Raw genomic sequence first — 18,151 nt, 5'->3', positions numbered from 1 at the left:
GCGGGGGCTGGGGGGCTCAGGCGGTGGCCGGCGGCCGGCCTGGGGCGGTGGTGTCCTTGTGGACGACGCCGTCCTTGACGACCACCGTGATGTTGGCCGGGTCTCCCGGCAGCGTGATGTCCTCCAGGGGGTCGCCCGCGCAGACGACGATGTCCGCGCGCTTGCCGACCTGGAGGGTGCCGACCCGGTCGGCGACGCCGAGGAGCTCCGCGGCCTCGCGGGTCCCGGCGAGGATCGCGCCCATGGGGGTCATGCCGTGCTCGACGAGCAGGGCCAGCTCGTGGAGGTTGCGGCCGTGCGGGAAGATGCCGGAGTCGGTGCCCAGGGCGACGCGCACCCCGGCGGCCACGGCGGCGGAGATGTTCTCGCCGAGGTGCTCCTGGAGCCTGAGCTTCTTCTCCACCGCGTAGCCCGCCGACTTCGCGGGGTCGGGCGGCGTGGTGGCGGTGGCCAGGGTGGGGACGAGGAAGGCGCCGTCGCGGAGCATCGCCTCGATGCCCTCGGCGTCGATCTCGTAGCCGTGCTCGATGCTCGTGACACCGGCGGCGAGGGCGTTGCGGATGCTGCGGGCGCTCTGGGCGTGGGCGGCGACCGGGATCCCGTGCGCGGCGGCCTCGCGGACGACGACCGTCATCTCCTCGATGTTGAGCCCGTCGTGCCAAGGGGTGTCCTGGGGGCTCCACACGCCCCCGCCGGCCATGACCTTGACGACCCCGGCGCCCTTGCGCATGACCTCGCGTGTGCCGCGCAGGGCCTCGGCGGCGCCGTCGGTGTTGATGGACACCGCGCCGCCGGGGCCCAGGACGGTGCCGAAGTCGAACCCGCAGCAGGTGCGGAAGTCGCCGTGGCCGCCGGTGGGCCCGAGCGCGCGGTACGCGGTGGTGATGCGGGGGCCGGCGACGATGCCCTCCTCGACCGCGCGGACCACCGCGAGGTCGAGGCCCGCGAGGTCGCGGACGCTGGTCACGCCGGCGTCGAGGGTGGCGCGCAGCCGGGGGATGGCCGTGTAGTAGCCGTAGTGCGGCGGCTGGTGGAGGAACGCGGCGGGGTTCATGCCGTCGCCCCCCATGGTCATGTGCACGTGGGCGTCGACGAACCCGGGGAGGACGGTGCCGCCGCGGGCGTCGATCTCCCGGTGCGGCGCGGTGATCTCGGGCGCGTCGGCGGCGGGTCCCATCCAGTCGATGCGGCCGCCGCGGGCCACGACCACCCAGTCCTCGCGCGGTCCGGCACCGGTCGCGTCCACGACCGTCCCGTTGCGAAAGACGACAGCGGTGTCCTCCGAAGCCATCGGCGCCACCTTCACCCTTCTCCTCGCCAGATCTCCGACATTGATTCCACAATGCGAAATCAATGCTCCGGCCATGGTTAACATTCTGGAAATACGCAGCTCAGAGCCGTTTGACGGCTGTGCGAAAACCTACGCTCGGCCACCCCTAAGATGCCCAGATCGCCGGAAAAGAGTTTTTCGAGGTCGCTGATGCAGGAATCCACCACACCCAACGAGTTCGACCTGTCGCTGGTCAACGCCCTGCAGATGGCGCCCCGCGCCTCCTGGGCCGAGCTGTCGCCGATCCTGGAGGCGGACCCGACCACGCTCGCGCGCAGGTGGAGGCGGTTGGAGGAGGAGGGGCTGGCGAGGATCGCCGTCTTCCCGCGGCAGCGCGTGATGGCGCGGCGCAACCTGTCCTACGTCGAACTCAGCTGCCGCAACGGCACCGTCGAGCGGGTGGCCGCCGCCCTGGCGCAGGACCGGGACACCCTCAGCATCCAGTTCGTGGCCGGGTCGCACCAGCTGATGCTCACCGTGGTCCCCGGCGCGGGGCTGGCCGACTACCTGCTCAACTGGGTCGGCGGGTTCCCCGACGTGGTGTCCTACCGGGTGCACGTCGTGACGGAGGTGCCCCGGGAGGCCTACCTGTGGCAGGTCCGCGCCCTGTCCCCGCACCAGCGGCGCCGGCTGCGGGCCCTCTCCCCCGTGCGGGGGCCCGGACCGGGCGACGAGCGCGTCACACCCCTCGACCAGCGGATCATCGACCTGCTGTGCGTCGACGCGCGCCTCGGGTACCAGCACATCGCCGAACGCCTCGACATCGCGCCCACGACCGCCGCGCGGCGCGTCAACCGGCTCCTGCGCCAGGCGCTCGTCGGGCTGCGCTGCGACATCTCCCGCGCCCGCATGGGCTGGCACGCGGCCGCCACCCTCTGGGGAACCGTCGACCCCCGCGTCCTGGAGGGCGCCAGCGACCTGGGCGAGCGCATCCCCGAAGTACGCCTGTGCACCACCATCGCCGGGCCCGAGAACACCCTCTTCATCCTGTGGCTGCGCAACGCCCCCGACCTGACCCGGGTGGAGCGCCAGCTCCTGGAGGAGCTGCCCGGCCTGCGCATCGCGGACCGGCGGATGACCCTGCGCACCTTCAAGTTCATGGGCGGGGTGATGGACGCCGAGCAGCGCTTCACCCGCTCGGTCCCCGTCCAGCTGCTCCCGGCCGGGACCCCCTGACGGCGGCGCGCCCGGTCAGTCCCCGGCGGCCCCGCCCGGCAGCGCGCCCAGCTCCACCAGCAGCTCCCGGGCCAGGGGCTCCCGCAGCTCCGCGTTCGCGTCGTCGTCCATCTCGATGCGCAGGGCGAACGTGTGCAGGTCCTCCCCGCGCTCCACCCAGCCGACCCACCAGCCGGGGGCCGGATCGACGTCCACCGCCCAACCGCTCTTGGCGAAGAGCGCGTGGCCGTCACCCTCCTCCACCAGGGCGATCTCGCGCAGCGCCTCCTGGTGGGCCGCGTCCACCGGCAGCTCCGAACGGGCCAGCGAGGCCAGGAACTCGGTCTGCTCCACGGCGGAGACCTCCAGCGGACCGTCCAGCCAGAACCGGTCCTCCACGTCCTCGCCGCCGATGTCCCGGTTCCCGTAGTCGAAGCGGTCCACCCAGGCCGCCATCCGCTCGTGCCCCACCCTGCGGGCCAGCTCCTGGTAGACGGGGAAGTTCGAGGCGGGGAAAGCCTCCCTCAGGGACATGTCCTGTTCCCACGCCTCGACGGGCTGCGGCCCGCCGCCGTAGGGCAGCACCTCGTCCAGTCCCGACACCGCGCCCGTCTCCAGGCCGATCAGGGTGTTGGCCAGCTTGAACGTGGACGCGGGCACAGCGCGCTCGTAGGCCGCCTCCGCCCCGACGAGGGTCGACTCCCTGGCACGGGTGTCGTGGAGCACGAACGTGCCCTCCACGCCGGCCTCGGCGAACACCGACTCCAGGTCCTGGCGCTCCACCGCGGCGACGTCGCCCCGCCGCTCGTGCGCGCTCGCCTCCAGCCGCCCCTCGGACGGCGCCTCCGGCCCGCCACCGCCGCCCTGCGCGCACCCGCTGCCCGCGGTCAGCCCGAGGACGCACGCCGCGGCCAGCACCGCCGTGCCGTGCACGGCCGCCGGCCGCCCCCCTCGGCGCGCCGCCCGCGCCCGTCCGCCCGTCTCCCGGTTCCCGTCGGCTCGCACCCGTCATCCCTCCCACGCAGGAAGTCCGTCCCCGGATCACGCTAACCCCCGGAGCCCCCCTCCGCGACGGGTTCGGCCCGACTCCTGCGGCCGGGCGGCGGCTCCCCCCCGGGGCCCGTGCCGGGCCCCGCCCCCGGCTCCCGCCCCGGCCCGGGCACCTTTGGGGGCCGTGTGCGCCCGCTGCTAGGCTGAACGTGTTGCTGACCCCGTACGGGAGAGTGCCCGCGTAGCCATCTCGGGCCGCCGAAGGAGCAATCCCTCCCCACGACAACCTCTCAGGCACAGCGGACCGTACGGGCGAGACCACTCTGGAAAGCAGGGACCAGCGTCCCTCGCCGAAGGTGCAAGCCACGCCGAGCGCGCGGCGAAGCTCTCAGGCACAGATGACAGAGGGGGAGGATGGCAACGCCTCTGCACGACACGACGCCCATCCTCTCGGGAGTGCCCATGTCCGATCCCGCATCAGCGCCGCGCGCCACCGCGCTCCGCGAGGTCCACGAGAAGGCCGGCGCCACGCTGGTCGACTTCGCCGGATGGCTCATGCCGCTGCGCTACGGCAGCGAGACCGCCGAGCACAAGGCGGTCCGCGAGGCCGCCGGGCTCTTCGACCTCTCCCACATGGGCGAGATCCGCCTCACCGGCCCGCAGGCCGCCGAAGCCCTCGACTTCGCCCTGGTCGGCCACCTGTCCCAGGTCAAGGTCGGCCGCGCCCGCTACACCATGATCACCGACGCCGGGGGCGGCGTCCTGGACGACCTCATCGTCTACCGGCTGGGCGAGGGGGAGTACCTCGTCGTGGCCAACGCCGCCAACGTGCCCGTGGTCGCCGCCGCGCTGGCCGAACGCGCCGAGGGCTTCGACGTCGAGGTGGCGGACGAGTCCGCCGACCACGCCCTGATCGCGATCCAGGGGCCGCGCGCGGTCGAGATCCTCGCGCCGCTCACCGACGCGGACCTGGACGGCATCCGCTACTACGCGGGGTACGAGCACACCGTCGCCGGCCAACCCGTCCTGCTCGCACGCACCGGGTACACCGGCGAGGACGGCTTCGAGATCTTCGTCCGGCCCGCCGAGAAGGCCCCCCTGGTCTGGGACGCCCTGATGGCCGAGGGCGAACGGCACGGGCTCGTCCCGGCCGGGCTGTCGGCCCGCGACACCCTCCGCATGGAGGCCGGGATGCCGCTGTACGGGCAGGAGCTCACCGCGGAGCTCACCCCCTTCGACGCCGGGCTGGGCCGCGTGGTCAAGTTCGAGAAGGAGGGCGACTTCGTGGGCCGCGGCGCCCTGGAGGAGGCCTCCCGCACCGCCCGCCCCCGCCGCCTCATCGGCCTCGTCGCGCGCGGGCGCCGCCCGCTGCGCAAGGGCCAGGACGTCCTCCGCGACGGCGAGACCGTCGGAACCCTCACCAGCGGCGCGCCCTCCCCCACCCTGGGCCGCCCCATCGCCATGGCCTACGTGGACGGCGACCTCGACACCTCGACCGGCGCGTTCACCGTGGACGTGCGCGGAAGGGACGAGGACGTCGACGTGGTCGAGCTGCCGTTCTACAAGCGGCAGCCGTAGCAGCAGGGGCCTTCACACCCCGAAGGCCCGCGCGCCCCGCGCGGCCGGATCCCCTGACCGGGGACCGGCACGCACGTGGCGCGACCGGGCGTAGGCCGGGCCGGGCAGCACAGGTGCACGGCAGGAAAATGGAACACCTCCAAGGAGAGTTGAAGTGAGCGTTCCCACGGAGCTGGGTTACACGGCCAAACACGAGTGGGTCGCGGTCGAGGACGGGATCGCCACCGTCGGGATCACCTCGTTCGCCGCCGAGTCCCTGGGCGACATCGTCTTCGTCGAGCTGCCCGAGGTCGGCAGCGAGGTGACCGCCGGTGAGCCGAGCGGCGAGGTGGAGTCCACCAAGTCCGTCAGCGACATCTACTCGCCGGTCAGCGGCGAGGTCGTCGAGGTCAACGAGTCCCTCGAGGACGCGCCCGAGACGATCAACACCGCCCCCTTCGAGGGCGGCTGGCTGTTCAGGGCCCGGCTCGCCGAGGAGCCCTCCGGGCTGCTCTCCGCCGAGGAGTACACGAAGCTGACCGAAGGCGAGGAGTAGGCCCCCGATGGCTACTGACAACACGCTCAACCAGACACTGGGCGAACTGGACCCCGAGGTGTCGGCCGCGGTCGACGCGGAGCTGGCCCGCCAGCGCGACACCCTGGAGATGATCGCCTCGGAGAACTTCGCCCCCCAGGCGGTGATCGAGGCGCAGGGCACCGTCCTGACCAACAAGTACGCGGAGGGCTACCCCGGCCGCCGCTACTACGGCGGGTGCGAGCACGTCGACGTCGTCGAGCAGCTCGCGATCGACCGCGCCAAAGCGCTGTTCGGCGCCGAGCACGCGAACGTGCAGCCGCACTCGGGCGCGCAGGCCAACACGGCCGTGTACTTCGCACTGCTCAAGCCGGGTGACACCATCCTGGGCCTGGACCTGGCCCACGGCGGCCACCTCACCCACGGCATGCGGATCAACTACTCCGGCAAGATCCTCAACGCGGTCGCCTACCACGTGCGCGACGAGGACGGCACCGTCGACTACGACGAGGTCCAGGCGCTCGCCAAGGAGCACCAGCCGAAGATGATCGTCGCCGGCTGGTCGGCGTACCCGCGCCAGCTGGACTTCGCCCGCTTCCGGGAGATCGCGGACTCCGTCGGCGCCCTGCTGATGGTGGACATGGCGCACTTCGCCGGCCTGGTCGCCGCCGGGCTGCACCCCAACCCGGTGCCGTTCGCCGACGTGGTCACCACCACCACGCACAAGACGCTGGGCGGGCCGCGCGGCGGCATGATCCTCGCGAAGTCGGAGTACGGCAAGAAGATCAACTCCGCGGTGTTCCCCGGCATGCAGGGCGGCCCGCTGGAGCACGTGATCGCCGCCAAGGCGGTCTCGTTCAAGGTCGCCGCGGGCGAGGAGTTCGCCGAGCGCCAGCGCCGCACCGTCAGCGGTGCGCGCCTGCTCGCCGAGCGCCTCACCCGGCCGGACATGGCCGAGGCCGGCGTCAAGGTCGCCTCCGGGGGCACGGACGTGCACCTGGTCCTGGTCGACCTGGTGGACTCCCGGCTCAACGGCCAGGAGGCCGAGGACCGCCTGCACGGCATCGGGATCACGGTCAACCGCAACGCGGTGCCCAACGACCCGCGCCCGCCGATGGTCACCTCCGGTCTGCGGATCGGCACCCCGGCCCTGGCCACCCGCGGGTTCGGCGACGAGGACTTCGCCGAGGTCGCCGACGTCATCGCCGAGGCGCTCAAGCCGGAGTTCGACGCCGAAACCCTGAGCGGCAGGGTCCGTGCCCTGACCGCCAAGTACCCGCTCTACCCCAACCTGTAGGGCGCCCGCCGTGCGGGGCCCCGGGCCCCGCACGGCACCCCTGCTCCCCGGGCCCTGTACTCAACGAGGAGGACAGCCATGGCCATCAGCGCGTTCGACCTGTTCAAGATCGGCATCGGGCCGTCCAGCTCGCACACGGTCGGCCCGATGAAGGCGGCCCGCACGTTCGCCACCGGGCTGCGCGAGGCGGGCACGGCCGACCGGACCGCCCGTGTCCGGGCCGAGCTGTACGGATCCCTGGCGCTCACCGGCAAGGGGCACGGCAGCGACACCGCCGTGGTGCTGGGGCTGATGGGCCACACCCCCGAGCACGTGGACGTGGACGGGGTTTCCGAGCTCGTCGAGGGGGTCCGGGACGACCGGGGCCTGTACCTGGGCGGCCCGGACGGGCCGCGGGTGGCCTTCGACCCGGCCGTGGACATCGACTTCCGCCGCCGGGAGAGCCTGCCCGACCATCCGAACGGGATGCGGTTCGCGGCCCTGGACGCCGACGGGGGCGAACTGGCCTCCAAGGTGTACTACTCGGTGGGCGGCGGCTTCGTCGTGGACGAGCGCGCCGCCGGAGCCGACCGGATCACACCCGACGCCACCGTCGTCCCGCACCCGTTCGACAGCGCCGAGGAACTGCTGGCGATCTGCGCGGAGACGGGGAAGTCGATCAGCGCGGTGATGCTCGACAACGAGCAGGCGTTCGGACGCACCCCCGAGCAGATCCGCGAGGAGCTCCTGGTCATCTGGACCGCGATGCGCCAGTGCGTGCGCCGGGGCGTGATGACCGAGGGCAGCCTCCCCGGCGGCCTGAAGGTGCCGCGCCGGGCGCACCGCCTGTACCGGCAGCTGGGCGGGAACTGCGACGAGGCGGGCCTGCTGGCGCCGACCGGGGTGGACCCCGACCCGATGCGCGGCAGCGACTGGATCACCCTGTACGCCCTGGCCGTCAACGAGGAGAACGCGGCGGGCGGCCGTGTGGTGACCGCTCCGACCAACGGCGCCGCGGGCATCGTCCCGGCCGTGCTGCACTACTACCTGCACTTCAGCCCGGGGGCCGGCGACGAGGGCGTGGTGCGCTTCCTGCTCACGGCCGCCGCGATCGGCATCCTGTTCAAGCAGAACGCGTCGATCTCGGGCGCGGAGGTCGGCTGCCAGGGCGAGGTGGGCTCGGCCTCCTCGATGGCCGCCGCCGGCCTGGCGGAGGTCCTGGGCGGCACCCCGGCCCAGGTGGAGAACGCCGCCGAGATCGCCATGGAGCACAACCTGGGGCTGACCTGCGACCCGATCGGCGGCCTCGTGCAGGTGCCGTGCATCGAGCGCAACGCCCTCGCCTCCGTGAAGGCGATCAGCGCGACCCGCATGGCGCTGCGCGGCGACGGCAGCCACTTCGTGTCGCTGGACAAGGTCATCCGCACCATGCGCGACACCGGCCGCGACATGATGGACAAGTACAAGGAGACCTCGCGCGGCGGCCTCGCCGTCAACGTCATCGAGTGCTGAGGCTCCGGCCGCCCGCGTCGACCGGGAGCCCCGCCTGCGGCTGCGCGGGGACGCCGGCCGGGCCGCGCGTGAGCGCGGCCCGGGGGCGGGTCACTTCGAGGCGTCGGCCTCGGCGCCGGTGTCGGCTTCGGGCGCCGCGACGGCGGCGGCCACCCTCTCCGGGTCCGGCGCCTTCGTGAGGAGGCTGACGACGACCAGGGCGACCAGGGCCGCGGGCAGGGCCGCGATGACCCCGTTCAGGCCGGCCGGGGTCCCGGCCAGCTGCCAGCCGATGGTCGTGGCCGCGCCCACGACGAGGGCGGCGACGGCTCCGGCGGTGGTCGCACGCTTCCAGAACAGCACCGACAGGACCACCGGGGTGATCGCCGCGCCGTAGACGGTGTACGAGTACATCTGGAGCTCGAGCACGGTCGGGAAGTACAGGCTCAGGGCCAGGCCCGCGAGCGCGATGCCCAGGACCGACAGCCGCTGGACCACGAGCTTGCTCCGCTCGCTCACCCGGTCCCCGACGAACCGCGCGTACAGGTCGTAGGCGACGTTGGAGGCTCCGGACAGCATGTACGACGAGCCCGTCGTGATGACGAAGGCGACCGCGCCGGCCAGGATCAGGCCGCCCAGGACGGCGGGCAGGTAGCCCTCGGAGGCCAGGGCGAGAACTGCCATGTCCCCGTTGATGCCGGGCATGAGGACGGCGGCGGCCGTGGCGAGCAGGACGACGGGGATGAAGACGAAGAAGCTGCCCACCAGCATGCCCAGCGTGGAGGACCTGGCGTCGCGCTCGTCCTTGGCAGCGGCGAGGCGCTGGTACATGTTCTGGTCGGCGAGGAGCAGCAGGAACAGCGGGAGGAAGTAGCCGAGGAGCTGGAGCGCGCTCAGCCCGCCGCTGAAGGTCCGCGCCTGCTCGGGCAGCCCGTCCCAGTAGGCGCCCGGACCGCCGACCGCGGCGAACACCAGGGGCAGCGCCATGCACAGGCCGAGCACGATGAGGATGGCGGACACGAAGTCGGTGTAGGCGACCGAGAACAGGCCGCCGCTGATCGTCAGCAGGGTCACGACGACGGCGATGAGCACGGTCCCCTGGGTGGCGGACAGCGGGGTGACCAGGCTGACGACGTACCCGCCGCCGACGAACTGCGAGGCGGTCAGCCCCAGGAAGGCGATGGTGGTGACCACCGCCGCGACGGTGCGGACCCCGATCCCGAAGCGCACCTCCAGCAGTTCGGGGATGGTGTGCCTGGACGCCCTCCGGATGCGGCGGGCCGCCAGGAGCAGGACGAGGATGCCCAGCGGGGTGCCCGCGAAGAAGACGAGCCCGGCCGTCGGCCCGTAGGTGTAGGCGAAGTTGGCGCCGCCGATGATGGTTCCGGACCCGACCCAGGTGACCAGCATGGTGGCGATCATGACCGGGCGGGGGAGGCTGCGTCCGGCGAAGAGGAAGTCGTCACCGCCGCTGACCCTGCCGGAGCGCAGGAAGTAGAGGGCGATCCCCAGCATGGCCAGGATGTACACGGCGAGGATCACGAGATGGGTCGTCTGCATTGGCCACCTGCGAGGTTCGGTTCAGGGGATGGGCACGGGGGGAGACCACCGGCGGTGATCCGTCCGCCATGAAAGCAGCCGCGCCAGTGAAGTGCAACACTTATTGCAAAGAACGTGATCCTGATCACGTCATGTGCGCGTCACTCCGTCGCCGCAGGTCATCCACCCGGCCGTCGCTCAGAAGAGCTCCGTCTCCTCCCACAGGCGCTCCGTGTCGCGCACGGCCCGCAGCACCCCGTCCCCGCCGATCCGCGCCAGCTCGGCCAGCACCGCGTGGATCACCGACATCGCCGGGACCAGCGAGGGGAACATGCCCACCCCCTCGCTCGGGACGAGCAGCAGGTGCGCGGCGCCCTCCGCCAGCGGGGAGTCCCTGCGGTCGGTGATGACCGCGACCGGCACCGACCGCTGCCCGGCGACCCTCACCGCGGCGCGCAGCGCGGTGGGCAGCCGCCACAGGTCGCACGCCAGCAGCAGGTCCTCCGGTCCCATCCGCCCCAGGGCGTTGACCAGCGCCGTCCCCCCGACGTCGAACCGCTCCACGTCGTAGCCCATGATCCCGGCGGCGTGCGCCAGTTGCAGGCCGGGCGCCGCGAAGGTGCCCGAACCCACCACCCTGGTCCTGCGCGCGGCGTGGATGGAGGCGGCGAGCGCGCGCACCCTGCCGGGTTCGAGCGTGAGCTCCAGGGTCCGCAGCCCCTCGCGGTCGGCGCGGACCGCCGCCCGGACCGGGTCGGCGTCGGACCCGGCGTGCTCGGCCAGCACCTCCCCCGCGCTGAGGGAGGCCAGGTAGCGCGAGCGCAGTTCGACGCGGAGCGCCGGCCAGCCGCTGAACCCGAGGGCCTGCGCGGCGCGGACCACCGTGGCGACGTTGACCCCGGCGCGCTCGGCCAATTCCGCGGTGCTCGCGTAGGACGCGAACCTCGGCTGGTCCCGCAGCACCCTGACCACGCGCTCGGCCGCGCGGCCCAGGCGCCCGTCGCCGAGCGCGGCCTCGATCCAGTCCGCCATCACCCCTCCGTCCCGGCGCGGCCGGAACACCCCGGGCCGCGCGTCCACCAAGCGATACCACCCCCTGGCCGTCCGCGCGCCTTTGATGCAACATATATTGCAGATGCGTGGCCCACACGCCGAGCCGTTCCATCGGAGGTACACATGACCCGCCAGTCCCAGCCGCCGCTCCTCTTCACCGGGGCGGGCCTCCTCGACCCGGAGGCGGGCACCAGGACGCCGGACTCCTGGCTGCTCGTGGAGGACGGGCTCATCGCGGGCAGCGGCCGCGGCCCCGCCCCCGAGAAGGACGGGGCCGTCGAGGTCGTCGACCTGGGCGGAGCCACCCTCATGCCGGGCCTCATCGACGGCCACATCCACGCGACCGCCTTCAGCGCCGACCTCGGCGCGGCCATGGACCACTCGCCCTCCTACATCGCCAGCTACGCCGCCACGTCCCTCAACGCCATGCTCAAGCGCGGCTTCACCACCGTCCGCGACGTCGCCGGGGGCGACTGGGGCCTGGCCCTCGCGGTCGAGGAGGGGCTGGTCGACGGTCCCCGGCTGATGTTCGGCGGCAAGGCCCTCTCCCAGACGGGCGGGCACGGCGACTTCCGGGGCCCCGGCCGCCAGGGCAACGACACCCACGCCTGCTGCCCCGGCGCCGGCGTGGTCTGCGACGGCCCCGACGAGTTCCGCCGGGCCGCGCGCGAACAGCTCCGCACCGGCGCGCACCACCTCAAGATCATGCTGTCGGGCGGGGTCGCCTCCCCGACCGACCGCATCGACTCCACGCAGTCCTCCGAGGACGAGATCCGCGCCGTGGTGGAGGAGGCCGAGGCCGCCAACCGCTACGTCACCGGCCACGCCTACACCGCCCGCGCCGTCAACCGGGGCCTGCGCCTGGGCGTGCGCTGCATCGAGCACGGCAACCTCATCGATCGGAGCAGCGTCGAGCTGTTCCTGGAGCACGACGCCTTCCTGGTGCCCACGCTCGTGACCTACGAGGAACTGTCCCTCCAGGGCGCCGCCTACGGCCTGCCCGCCGCGAGCCAGGAGAAGGTGGACACCGTCCTCACCCGCGGCATGGACGCGCTGCGCATGGCGCACGAGGCCGGGGTGAACCTGGTCTTCGGCAGCGACCTCCTCGGCGGTATGCAGGACCGCCAGAGCCGGGAGTTCGCCATCCGCGGCCGGGTCCAGCCCGCCGCCGACGTCCTGCGCTCGGCCACCGTCAACGCCGCCCGGCTCCTCGGCCTGGAGGGCGTCGTCGGCACCCTGCGCGACGGCGCCCGTGCCGACCTGCTGGTCGTGGACGGCGACCCCCTCGCCGACATCGGGGTGCTCGCGGACCCCGAGCGCAACGTGCGCACCGTGCTGCGCGACGGCCGCGTGCGGCACGAGCGCGGCGACGCGGACGCCGTCCTGGCGTAGGCCGTGTTCCGCGGGTCGTCCCGGGCCCGCGGCGATCGGCGCGAGCGCCGGGCCCACCGAAAGCACCCACGGACCACGCCCAGGTGTGCTGGCCACTGAGGTCGGGAACCGCCCACCCCGCCCGGCCCAGGCGAAGAGGGCCTCCGGTATCGGTGTGGATCGTCTGGATCTGCACCGACTCACCGGAAGGCCCTCTGCGACCCGCACCACCCGTGCCGACGCACCCCTGGCCCCGTGGGCGCCTCGCGCCGGCCCGCTGCGTGGTCGAGGACGGATGGTCGCCGCGCCGAGCCGGGGAGGGTCCGCCCGGGCCCTCCCCCTCAGGCGAGGCCCCGCCGGGGGTTCTTGGCCGGAGCGGTCATCGACATCCGCACGACGGCGGGCACCCTCTCCAGGTCGAGAGAGCTGCGCAGGTTCGCCAGGGCGTCCGAGCGCACCCGCTGCCACACCCCCCTGACGTCGGCGTCGTCGTCCAGGGTGAGCGCCAGCCGCAGGTGCGGCGCGTCGGAGGACTCCGTCAGCCTCGCACGTGCGCGGCGCACACCCGGGTAGTCCGCGACCTCCTGCTCCAGCGCTCCGCGGGCCACGCTCTCGGACATCTCCACCCGGCCGTCGTTGCCCTTGTCCAGGACCAGGCGCCCCACGGTGTCGTTGAGCCCCTGGATCATCAGCCAGCGCAGCGCCAGGAACCCGGCGACGAACGCCACCGCGACCGCCGCGTACGGCACCCACGGCCGTCCGAGGAAGTCGGCCGCCGACGCGCTGAGCAGGGGGCTCTCCGCGAGGGACGCGCCGAACAGCCCGCGCCCCGCGGCGAGCGCCGCCAGCCCCGCGGCGAGCGGGACCGCACCCACGACCGCGAGGCCCCACCGGTTCCCCCGGGCTGACCTGCGGGCCCTGTCTCGCACCACGGTCACACCTCCGCGTACCTGACATGGGTGGCGATCCGCATGCTGCGCAGCGGCGCCAGCTCCTCCAACCGCCGCTCCACGGCCGCGGTCACCTCCGCGGGCAGCCCCGCGGCCTCCCGCATACCGGTGCGCACGTGCACCCGGAGCCTGTTGCCCCGGACGGCGACGTTCACGGCGTCGACACCGCTGACCTCGTGCGCCGCCGCGGCCACCGCACGGCGCAGCGCGGGCCTGGTGAGCCCCACCACCAGTGCGGGGTCGTCGGTGCGCAGCGCGGTCCAGTGCCCGTGCCCGGGCGTGAGGGCTGCCACGATCAGCGCCAGGCCGATCAGCGCCAGGACGGCCGACGCGATCTGCACCGAGGGGGCGGACCAGGTGGTGGCCCCGGCGTATCCGGTGGCCGCGCCCACCGGGATGAGCCGCAGCGGGCTCCCGGCGAGCGCGGAGATCACCTCGGCGGCGGCGACGACGGCCACGAGGAGGATCACGAGCCCCGTGATCACCGCGGGCCACGACCTCCTCGGCCGGAAGGTATGGACCGCCACCCGCTTCGCCCGACGGTCGACGCCCTGGTCCGGGCGGCCGAGCACCTCTTCCACGGTGGTCATGTCAGCGCACCAGCTCCGCGATCTCGATGTCGATGTGGTGGACTTGCTTGCCGGTGGTCCGCTCGACCCGGTCCTTGACGTGTCCGCGGACACGGGCGGCGACCTCCCGCGCCGAGCGCGGGTAGCGCACGGTGATCCGCAGCCGCAGGAGGACCACGTCACCGCTCACCTTCGCCCGTGCGGCCCTCGACCTGGCCGCGCGGGCCCCCTCGACCTCGCGGACGGCCCGGGCCGCGACCTTCTCGACCACTCCGGGCTCGATGACGGTGCGGCCCGCGGGGCCGTGTCCGCGCTCGTGCCGCCCGTGGTCCGGCCCGCCGGGCGGGTGCTCCCTCTGCCTGGGGACCGTATCGGTCCGCACTCCGGCCACGACCGCTCCTTCCCTCCGGGGCGTGTGTGTCGGCGGCGCCCTCGCCCGTCCGAGGGGCCCGCCTCAGGCCGATCGCCGCGAGAACATCTCGCCGAGGTCGATCTCGCCCTCCATCGCCCGGCCCGCGACGAACCCGACGAGGCCCAGAACCAGGACCAGCGCGAAGGCCGCGAACCCGCCGAAGGCGGCGGCGAGCCCCAGTACCGTCCCGTAGGACAGGCCGACGATGGGCCACATGGCTTCCCCCTCTTGTCCAGCACCTGTTGCTTCCACGTTCAGAGCCCCGTCCGGCTGCCGTCGCCGAGACCGGCGACCACGTCCTCCACCGAGATGTGGACGGTGCGGCCGCCGGCCAGCGGGGCCAGGCCCCGGCGCAGCTCGGCTGCGATCTCCGGCAGCGGTCTCCCGAAGCGGACCACGACGCCCACCTCGACCCCGTCCGAGCGCACCGCGACGCCGTGCACGCGTCCGCCGGGCACGGGGGTGGCCAGCGTTCCGAACCCTCCGGACGACAGCTCCACCACGTCCGGGAAGCGGACGGCCTCCTCGGCCACGCGCCGGGCCACCTCGCCCGGGTCCCCACCGCCGGCCGCCACTACCGGACCCGGGGCCCGGAGTCGTCGGAGTCGTCGTCCTGGTCCTCGTCGGGCAGGTGGATGTCGTCCACCCTGATGTTGATCTCGGTGACCTCCAGGCCGGTCATGCGCTCCACCGCCGTGGCGACGTTGCGCCGCACGGAGGCCGCGAGGTCCTGGATGGCGGCCCCGTACTCGACGACCAGGTCGATGTCCACGGCGGCCTGGCGCTCGCCCACCTCGACCGAGACCCCGCGCGAGACGGAGCCGCGGTCGGCGCCGCCGCCGGTCACGGCGTCCCTCACGGCGCCGACGGCGCGCGCCGTCCCGCCGCCCATCGCGTGGACGCCGCCGATCTCACGCGCGGCCATCCCGGCGATCTTCGCGACCACCCCGTCCGCGATCTGGGTGCGTCCTCCCCCGTCGCCGGAGGCGTCCCCCCTGCCCGCCTCGCGGGCGCCCGGCACCTTCGCTTCGGTCCTGATGTCCGACACTGGTCCCCCCTGCGCAGTGTGCAGAAACCCCGTGGTCACAGCGGTCGTCAGCGCTTGAAGACGTTCTTGGCCTTCTCGCTCGCGTCCTTGGCCTTGTCCTTGGCCCGGTCGGCCTTGTCCTTGGCATCGGCCTTGGCCTGGTCCGCCTTGCCCTCGGCCTCCTTGCCGCGGTCCCCCGCGGCCTTGCCGTAGGCCTCCTTGGCCTTGCCGGCGGCGTCGTCGAAGTGCTTGCCCATGTTTTCTGCCCCCTCCTCCGAGCGCATTGCTCTCGGAGATTTCGGACCGAAACCCGGTATCTGCGCCAAGGGATGGCCAGATGAGTTCCGAACTAAACACACCATATACACACTGTACGTAGCGGCCAAGATACTTTGAGTAACGAATCGCTGGTCAGAAGAGGAGAGAGTCTTTCCCATCCCGCCTCCACGGGCACGACACACCCCTGCGTCGCGGGAAAACGAAAAGGGCGCCCCGGAAGGCGCCCCTGAGTCCGAAAAGCGGTCCCGCCCGGCGATCCGCCGAGGAGGCCGTGTCCCCGGCGTCAGCCGAAGACGACCGTCTTCCCCCCGTTGAGGAGGACCCGGCGCTGCGCGTGCCAGTTGACCGCGCGTGCCAGCGCCACCGACTCCAGGTCCCGGCCGATCGCGGTGAGCTGCTCCGGACTGTGCGTGTGGTCCACCCGGGACACCTCCTGCTCGATGATGGGCCCCTCGTCCAGGTCGGCGGTGACGTAGTGGGCCGTCGCACCGATCAGCTTGACCCCGCGCGTGTGGGCCTGGTGGTAGGGGCGCGCACCCTTGAAACTCGGCAGGAAGGAGTGGTGGATGTTGATGATCCGACCGGACATCTTGGTGCACAGCTGCTCGGAGAGCACCTGCATGTAGCGGGCCAGGACGACCAGGTCCACGTCGTAGGAGTCCACCAGCTCCAGGAGCCGCGTCTCCTGCTCCGGCTTGTTCCCCGCGGTGACCGGCAGGTGGTGGAAGTCCACGCCGTAGGAGTCCGCGAGGAACCCCAGGTCCGGGTGGTTGGACACCACCGCGGCGATGTCGGCGTCCAGGAGCCCGCTGCGCTGGCGGTAGAGGAGGTCGTTGAGGCAGTGGCCGAACTTGGACACCATGACGATCATGCGCGGGCGCACGTCGCGGGGGTTGAGCGTCCACTCGACGAACGCCTCGCCCGAATCGGACCCGAAGTCCCCCGCCAGCGCCGCGAACGCCCCGCGCAGCACGTCCTCGCCGACCGGCCCGTCGCCGCCCCGCTCCGCCACGAACTGCATCCGCAGGAAGAAGCGGCCCGTGTAGTGGTCGCCGTACTGCTGACTCTCGGTGATGTTGCAACCGTGGTCGGACAGCAGGTTGGCCACTGCCGCGACGATGCCCCTGCTGTCGGGACACGAAAGGGTCAGGACGTACTCGCGCTCACTCATGGGAAAGAACCATTCCTGGGGTCGGACCGGCTGATCAGCCGTGACGCCCCAGGATATCGACCCGGGCCGCCCGGCGGAGCGGTTCCGGGGCGTCGTCCCGGCCACAGGGTTCACCGAACCGTTCACCACCGGGAATATGAAACACATTCATGTTCTGGCATCCTCGGACGCATGACAAGCCTGCGTGAGAAGTACGAGGCCGCGACGCGCGAACTCCAAGCCCCCTTCGCCATGGTCGACCTGGCCGCCTTCCGCGCCAACGCGGCCGACCTCACCCGCCGGGCCCACGGCAAGCCCGTCCGCATCGCCAGCAAGTCCGTGCGCAGCCGCGCCCTGCTCCGCACCGCCCTCGCCCTCCCCGGCTACGCGGGGATCATGGCCTTCACCCTCCCCGAGGCGCTCTGGCTGGCCGAGGGCGACTCCGAGGGCCCCTTGGACGACGACATCCTCGTGGCCTACCCCACCGTCGACCGGGAGGCCCTCACCCGGCTCGCGGGGGACCCCGCCGCCGCCCGGACCGTCACCGTCATGGTCGACGACACCGCCCACCTGGACCTGATCAGCGCCGCCGTGGCCGACGCGGCCGCCTCCGGCGCGCGCGGAGCCGGGGCCCCGCCCGTCCGCGTCTGCCTGGACATCGACACCAGCTGGCAGCCCCTCGGCTCCCGCGCCCGCATCGGCTCCTTCCGCTCCCCCGTGCGCACCCCCGCACAGGCGGCGGCGCTCGCCCGCGCCGTCGTCGAGCGGCCCGGGCTGGAACTGGCCGGGATCATGGCCTACGAGGGGCAGATCGCCGGGGTGGGCGACGCCCCTCCCGGGCGCCCCCTGTACGCGCGCGTCCTGCGCGCCGTCCAGCGAAGATCGGCGGTCGAGCTCGCCCGGCGCCGAGCCGCCGTCGTGCGGGCCGTGGGCGCCGTCGCCGACCTGCGCTTCGTCAACGGCGGCGGCACCGGCAGCCTCCACACCACCGGCCGGGAGAAGGCCGTCACGGAGCTCGCGGCGGGGTCCGGCCTCTTCCACCCGCACCTGTTCGACCACTACCGGGCCTTCCGCGGCCGCCCCGCCGCCCTCTTCGCGCTCCCCGTCGTGCGCCGCCCCGCCCCGGGCGTGGTGACCGCCCTCGGGGGCGGCTACCCCGCCTCCGGGCCCGTCGACCCCCACCGGGCGCCCATCCCCCACCTCCCCGAAGGACTGTCCTACACGGCCAACGAGGGCGCGGGAGAGGTGCAGACCCCCCTCGTCGGCGCCGCGGCCGACGGCCTCGCCGTCGGCGACCGCGTGTGGATGCGCCACGCCAAGGCGGGCGAGCTCTGCGAGCGCTTCGACACCCTGCACCTGGTCGACTCCGACACCGGCGAGTACGTCGGCGCCGTCCCCACCTACCGGGGCGAGGGCCGGACCTTCCTCTGAGCCGGGCGGCGGCCCGGGCTCCGGGCCGCGCCACCG

19 protein-coding genes and 1 riboswitch are annotated in these 18,151 nt (G+C 73.1%); of the genes, 7 read left to right on the top strand and 12 right to left on the bottom strand.

The window, feature by feature from the left end:
* Window positions 1–16 precede the first annotated feature (16 nt).
* Window positions 17–1,291: an amidohydrolase family protein gene (locus ABZ234_RS19100; protein ID WP_267946245.1), complete on the bottom strand. Its 1,275-nt coding sequence runs from the start codon at window positions 1,289–1,291 to the stop codon at window positions 17–19.
* A gap of 189 nt (window positions 1,292–1,480) precedes the next feature.
* On the opposite strand from ABZ234_RS19100, the gene ABZ234_RS19095 reads away from it, so the two are divergent.
* The gene (locus ABZ234_RS19095) at window positions 1,481–2,506 is read left to right on the top strand and encodes an Lrp/AsnC family transcriptional regulator (protein ID WP_344178228.1); all 1,026 of its coding nucleotides are present in this window, start codon (window positions 1,481–1,483) and stop codon (window positions 2,504–2,506) included.
* A 15-nt stretch (window positions 2,507–2,521) separates the two neighbouring features.
* Here ABZ234_RS19095 and ABZ234_RS19090 read toward each other — a convergent pair whose 3' ends face one another.
* Window positions 2,522–3,418, bottom strand: a complete 897-nt coding sequence (locus tag ABZ234_RS19090) for a penicillin-binding transpeptidase domain-containing protein (RefSeq protein ID WP_355012968.1) — start codon at window positions 3,416–3,418, stop codon at window positions 2,522–2,524.
* Window positions 3,419–3,691: 273 nt separating this feature from the next.
* Window positions 3,692–3,792, top strand: a riboswitch (glycine riboswitch).
* Between the two features lie 145 nt (window positions 3,793–3,937).
* Between ABZ234_RS19090 and gcvT the strand changes: the two genes are divergently transcribed.
* The 4 genes from gcvT (at window position 3,938) to ABZ234_RS19070 (ending at window position 8,355) form a co-directional block, all read left to right on the top strand.
* Window positions 3,938–5,053 carry a glycine cleavage system aminomethyltransferase GcvT gene (gene gcvT, locus ABZ234_RS19085; protein WP_355012967.1) on the top strand — a complete coding sequence of 372 codons (1,116 nt, stop codon included), beginning with the start codon at window positions 3,938–3,940 and terminating at the stop codon, window positions 5,051–5,053.
* Between the two features lie 154 nt (window positions 5,054–5,207).
* Window positions 5,208–5,588, top strand: a complete 381-nt coding sequence (gcvH, locus tag ABZ234_RS19080) for a glycine cleavage system protein GcvH (protein ID WP_267946249.1) — start codon at window positions 5,208–5,210, stop codon at window positions 5,586–5,588.
* 7 nt (window positions 5,589–5,595) lie between these two features.
* A complete protein-coding gene (glyA, locus tag ABZ234_RS19075) occupies window positions 5,596–6,864 on the top strand; it encodes a serine hydroxymethyltransferase (RefSeq protein ID WP_355012966.1) in 1,269 nt (422 codons plus the stop codon).
* Window positions 6,865–6,942: 78 nt separating this feature from the next.
* A complete protein-coding gene (locus ABZ234_RS19070; RefSeq protein ID WP_344178221.1) occupies window positions 6,943–8,355 on the top strand; it encodes an L-serine ammonia-lyase in 1,413 nt (470 codons plus the stop codon).
* A gap of 90 nt (window positions 8,356–8,445) precedes the next feature.
* On the opposite strand, the gene ABZ234_RS19065 is transcribed toward ABZ234_RS19070, so the two are convergent.
* Complete coding sequence (locus tag ABZ234_RS19065) at window positions 8,446–9,894, bottom strand: sodium:solute symporter family protein (protein ID WP_355012965.1); 1,449 nt, start codon at window positions 9,892–9,894, stop codon at window positions 8,446–8,448.
* Window positions 9,895–10,071: 177 nt separating this feature from the next.
* Window positions 10,072–10,905, bottom strand: coding sequence for a MurR/RpiR family transcriptional regulator (locus tag ABZ234_RS19060; RefSeq protein WP_267946254.1), 834 nt, complete (start codon window positions 10,903–10,905; stop codon window positions 10,072–10,074).
* A 144-nt stretch (window positions 10,906–11,049) separates the two neighbouring features.
* On the opposite strand from ABZ234_RS19060, the gene ABZ234_RS19055 reads away from it, so the two are divergent.
* A complete protein-coding gene (locus tag ABZ234_RS19055) occupies window positions 11,050–12,318 on the top strand; it encodes an amidohydrolase family protein (protein WP_355012964.1) in 1,269 nt (422 codons plus the stop codon).
* Between the two features lie 320 nt (window positions 12,319–12,638).
* Here the strand turns inward: ABZ234_RS19055 and ABZ234_RS19050 are convergent, their stop codons facing one another.
* The 8 genes from ABZ234_RS19050 to purU all read right to left on the bottom strand — a co-directional run bounded on the left by ABZ234_RS19050 (window position 12,639) and on the right by purU (window position 16,705).
* Complete coding sequence (locus ABZ234_RS19050) at window positions 12,639–13,229, bottom strand: alkaline shock response membrane anchor protein AmaP (protein WP_267946256.1); 591 nt, start codon at window positions 13,227–13,229, stop codon at window positions 12,639–12,641.
* 2 nt (window positions 13,230–13,231) lie between these two features.
* Window positions 13,232–13,837: a DUF6286 domain-containing protein gene (locus tag ABZ234_RS19045; RefSeq protein ID WP_355012963.1), complete on the bottom strand. Its 606-nt coding sequence runs from the start codon at window positions 13,835–13,837 to the stop codon at window positions 13,232–13,234.
* Window position 13,838: 1 nt separating this feature from the next.
* Window positions 13,839–14,207 (bottom strand): hypothetical protein, encoded by a 369-nt coding sequence (locus ABZ234_RS19040; protein WP_355012962.1) that lies wholly within the window; start codon window positions 14,205–14,207, stop codon window positions 13,839–13,841.
* A 63-nt stretch (window positions 14,208–14,270) separates the two neighbouring features.
* Window positions 14,271–14,444 carry a hypothetical protein gene (locus ABZ234_RS19035; protein WP_267946259.1) on the bottom strand — a complete coding sequence of 58 codons (174 nt, stop codon included), beginning with the start codon at window positions 14,442–14,444 and terminating at the stop codon, window positions 14,271–14,273.
* A 38-nt stretch (window positions 14,445–14,482) separates the two neighbouring features.
* Entirely contained in the window at window positions 14,483–14,803 is a 321-nt protein-coding gene (locus tag ABZ234_RS19030) for a hypothetical protein (protein ID WP_267946260.1), read from the bottom strand.
* Window positions 14,803–15,276 (bottom strand): Asp23/Gls24 family envelope stress response protein, encoded by a 474-nt coding sequence (locus ABZ234_RS19025; RefSeq protein ID WP_267946261.1) that lies wholly within the window; start codon window positions 15,274–15,276, stop codon window positions 14,803–14,805. Before ABZ234_RS19025 ends, ABZ234_RS19030 begins: the two co-directional genes overlap by 1 nt.
* Window positions 15,277–15,323: 47 nt before the next feature.
* The gene (locus ABZ234_RS19020) at window positions 15,324–15,512 is read right to left on the bottom strand and encodes a CsbD family protein (RefSeq protein WP_267946262.1); all 189 of its coding nucleotides are present in this window, start codon (window positions 15,510–15,512) and stop codon (window positions 15,324–15,326) included.
* Between the two features lie 305 nt (window positions 15,513–15,817).
* A complete protein-coding gene (purU, locus tag ABZ234_RS19015) occupies window positions 15,818–16,705 on the bottom strand; it encodes a formyltetrahydrofolate deformylase (protein WP_355012961.1) in 888 nt (295 codons plus the stop codon).
* Between the two features lie 171 nt (window positions 16,706–16,876).
* Between purU and ABZ234_RS19010 the strand changes: the two genes are divergently transcribed.
* Entirely contained in the window at window positions 16,877–18,115 is a 1,239-nt protein-coding gene (locus ABZ234_RS19010; RefSeq protein ID WP_355012960.1) for an alanine racemase, read from the top strand.
* Window positions 18,116–18,151 lie beyond the last annotated feature (36 nt).

The organism is Nocardiopsis sp. NPDC006198, assembly GCF_040613895.1.
Lineage (GTDB): Bacteria > Actinomycetota > Actinomycetes > Streptosporangiales > Streptosporangiaceae > Nocardiopsis > Nocardiopsis tropica.
This window is presented reverse-complemented; position numbering and strand designations above follow the sequence as displayed.